This window comes from Komagataeibacter melaceti, from assembly GCF_003403295.1.
Classification (GTDB): Bacteria; Pseudomonadota; Alphaproteobacteria; order Acetobacterales; family Acetobacteraceae; genus Komagataeibacter; species Komagataeibacter melaceti.
On sequence record NZ_QUWV01000153.1, the window covers coordinates 1 to 3,824 of the forward strand.

Consider the following 3,824-nt stretch of genomic DNA (forward strand, 5'->3'; position numbering starts at 1 on the left):
CGCGGGTCGTGCATATCCACCCGGCGGGCAGTGGCAAGGTGCTGGCGGTGCCGGTCCAGCCGGGCATGCATGTCGCGCGCGGGCAGGCGCTGGTGCGCTATCAGGATCATTCCCTGCATGTCGCGCGCCTTCAGGCCGTTCAGATGCGCGCGGCGCTCACGGCCGCTGTCGCTGCCCGGGCCGATGCGGCGGGCGCGGAGCAGCGGGCACGGGCACTGGCGGGCGAGAGTATATCCATGGCCGAACTGCGCCGCAGGCAGGACGCGCTGGCGCAGGCGGACGCCACCCTGCGCGCGCGACAGGCGGACATGGACACGCTGGGCCACCGCTTTGCCGAGGAGTTCAATTCATCATCGGAACAGGACAGCCGGGGTGCGGAAGATGAAACCTCCACCCTGATTTCCCCGGTCGATGGCATGGTGCAGGCAATCGGCACGTCGGTGGCGGCCGACGTGGATCCGACCATGGACGTGGCCACCGTGGCCGACCTGTTCCATGTCTGGATCGTATCGGATATAGCACCCGATCAGGCCGCACGGATCGCACCGGGTGGCCAGCAGGTGACACAGGCGGCCAGTGGTCCGCTGATATCGCGCATCGACACGGTGGATGGCATGGCCAGCCCGCTGACCGGACTGGTCCGGGTCATAAGCAGTGTTGCCAACCCCACCAGCGCGCTGATGCCTGGCATGGTGCTGGACGCGACACTGGCGCAGCGTGACAGCGTGGCGGGCATTGTCGTGCCGTCCGAATCTATCCAGCGCATTGACGGGCGTAGCGTCGTGTTCGTGCGGGTGAGCGTAACCGATTACCGGCCCGTCGTGGTCGATGTGGCGTTGGATGACGGGCGGCAGGCGGTCATCCGCTCCGGCCTGAAAGGGGGCGAGCCGGTCGTGGGCCATGGCAGTTTCGCCCTGCGTTCGGTCATCGGCCTGGCCGGGATGGACGCGGACTGATGGCGCGCAGGTATCTCGAGGCCCTGCTGCGCGCGCGCATGCTGGTGCTCGGCGGGCTTGGCCTGCTGCTGGCGGCTGGCATCATGGCGGTGCTGGGTCTGCCGGTGGAGGCGGTGCCAGATATTTCGCCCAAACAGGTGCTCGTCTCGGTCGTGGCCCCCGGCCTCGCGACGGAGGAGGTGGAGAAGCTCATCACCTTTCCCGTCGAGGCCAGCATGACCGGTATTCCCGGCATGACCGACCTGCGCTCCGTCTCCCGTGGCGGGGTGTCAGTGGTGTATGTGCAGTTTGCCGACGGGACCGATCTCAACTTGGACCGCACCCGTGTGAATGAGCGCATACAGCAGGCGCGTGCAAACATATCCGTACCCGGCATTACCGTCAGCATGGGGCCGCTGGCCACAGGCATGGGTGAAATCATGCAGTTCCAGATCCGGGGCGCCGGGCGCTCGCTCATGGACCTAAACCGCATCATGAACTGGACCGTGGTACCGCAGATGCGCCTCGTGCCCGGCGTGGTGGACGTCAACGTCAATGGCGGGGCGGAAGAAACCTATGAGGTAACATTGGACCCCGCGCGGCTGATTGGCAGCAACCTTTCGGTGGGCGAGGTCTATCGCGCGGTGGATGCCGGTAACGCTGCGTCCGGCGGCGGGTGGATCACCCACCATGCCGAACAGCAGAGCGTGGTCGGGCGCGGGCTGGTTGCAAGCCTTGCGGATTTTGGCAATATCGCCGTGCGGACCAACGCCGATGGTTCGGCGGTGCGGCTGCGCGACCTCGGGCGCATCACCACGGGCGCGCGTACCCGCCTTGGCGCCGTGACCCGTGACGGGCAGGGTGAGATCGTGATCGGCGTGGTGATGATGGAAAGCGGGGCCAGTTCCAACGCCACCCTTGCCGCGATCGACCGCGCCCTGCCGGGCATCAGGCAGGCGCTGCCCACGGGGGTTACACTCGAACCCTATTACACCCGCGCGACCCTGACCGGGCAGACCATCGCCACGGTGCGCGACAACCTGGTTATGGGGGCGGTGCTGGTGGTGGGCGTACTGGTGGTGGTGATCGGAAGCTGGCAGGCGGCGCTGGTCATTGCCTCAGTCATTCCGGTCGCCCTCGTCTGCGCCATGGCGGGGATGCGGCAGTTCGGCATCTCGGCCAACCTGCTCAGCCTTGGCGCGATCGATTTCGGCATGATCGTCGATGGCTCGCTGGTGGTGATCGAACATGTCCTGTCGCGGCGCGAGGAAGAACCGGAGGCGGAATTCATCCCGCTGGTCATCTCGTCCGTGCAGCAGGTCATGCGCCCGGTGGGGTTCGCCATACTGGTCATCATCATGGTCTATCTGCCCATCCTGACCCTGCAGGGGATCGAGGGGCACATGTTCCGCCCCATGGCGCAGACGGTCATCATGGCGCTGCTGGCGTCGCTTGCCTACTGCTTCATCTGCATCCCCGTGCTGGCCGCCCTGGCGCTGGGGGGCGTGCGGCCTGCGGGCGATACGCGGCTGATCGCCTTCATGCGCCGCCCCTATACCCATATGGTGACATGGGGGGAGGCGCATCCGCGCATCCTGTTTGGCGGTACGCTGGCGGTGCTGGCCATCTCGGCGGGGCTTGCGATGCGGCTGGGCGGTGAGTTCATTCCGCAACTTGATGAAGGCGCACTCGCGGTTACCACCACGCGGCTGCCTTCGGCCTCGCTCGACACCGTGCTGGCTTCGGTCACGAAACAGGAGCAGATCCTGCGCCGCTTCCCCGAAGTGAAAGCGGTGGTCAGCAATACCGGCACGTCCGCCATCCCCACCGACCCGATGGGCGTGAACGAGACCGACAGCTTCATCTTCCTCACCCCGCCCGCCACATGGAAAACCGCCCGCACGCAGGCGGGGCTTGTGGCCGTGATGGATGATACCCTGCGCCGTGAACTGCCTGACGCGCTGTATTCATGGAGCCAGCCGGTGCAGATGCGTATGGACGACCTGCTGTCGGGTGTCAGGACGCAGATCGCCGTTTCGATCTTTGGCGATGACCTGACGAAGCTGGCCGATCTGGGCGACCGGGTGGTGGCGGCGATGTCGGGCGTGAAGGGTGCGGCGGACGTGGCGGCTGCGGGCGATGGCACCGTGCCGCTGATCGTGGCTGACATCGACCGCACGCAGGCTGCCAGCCGCAATGTGGCGGTGCAGGACATTCTGGATACGGTGGAAGCCGTGGGCGGTCATATCGGCACAAGGCCGGTGATCGTGGACAGTGCCATCATCAGCACGCAGGTCCGCCTTGACCCGAGGCGCGTGATCTCGGCGGCCGCAATCGGCGCGCTGCTGGTTCGGCGGATGGACGGGCAGGGGAATGTCCTGCTGTCACAGGTAGCGCATGTACATGAAATCGATGGCCCGCCGCGCATAAGCCGCGATGGCGTGCGGCGGCGCATGGTGGTGCAGGCCAATGTGCGCGGGCGTGACCTGGCGGGTTATGTGGCCGAAGCGCAGGCCCGCGTGGCGCGGGACGTGAAACTGCCGGCAGGCTACACCGTGCAGTGGGACGGGCAGTTCCGTAACCTGCAATCGGCGGTGCTGCGGCTGGAAATCGTGCTGCCCATTGCCCTTGGCCTGATTTTCGCACTGCTGGTGGTGGCCTTTGGCGCGGTGCGGTCAGCACTTCTGGTTTTCATCAACCTGCCGGTGGCGGCAACCGGCGGCATTGTGGCGCTGACGGTGCGCGGCCTGCCGTTCAGCATTTCGGCAGGGATTGGTTTTATCGCGCTGTTCGGTGTGGCGATCCTCAACGGTGTGGTGCTGGTCAGTGAAATCGCGGCCCTGCGGGCACGCGGCATGGCCGTGGCGCAGGCTGCCTTTGCCGCGGCGG

2 protein-coding genes are annotated in these 3,824 nt (G+C 66.4%); both read left to right on the plus strand.

The annotated features are described in order from the left end of the window. On the plus strand, positions 1-956 hold a 956-nt coding region (locus DY926_RS14865), incomplete at its 5' end, for an efflux RND transporter periplasmic adaptor subunit (protein ID WP_116704085.1). Continuing rightward, the coding region (locus tag DY926_RS14870) for an efflux RND transporter permease subunit (RefSeq protein ID WP_148707809.1) at positions 956-3,824 on the plus strand (2,869 nt) is incomplete at its 3' end. The genes DY926_RS14865 and DY926_RS14870, both read left to right, overlap by 1 nt.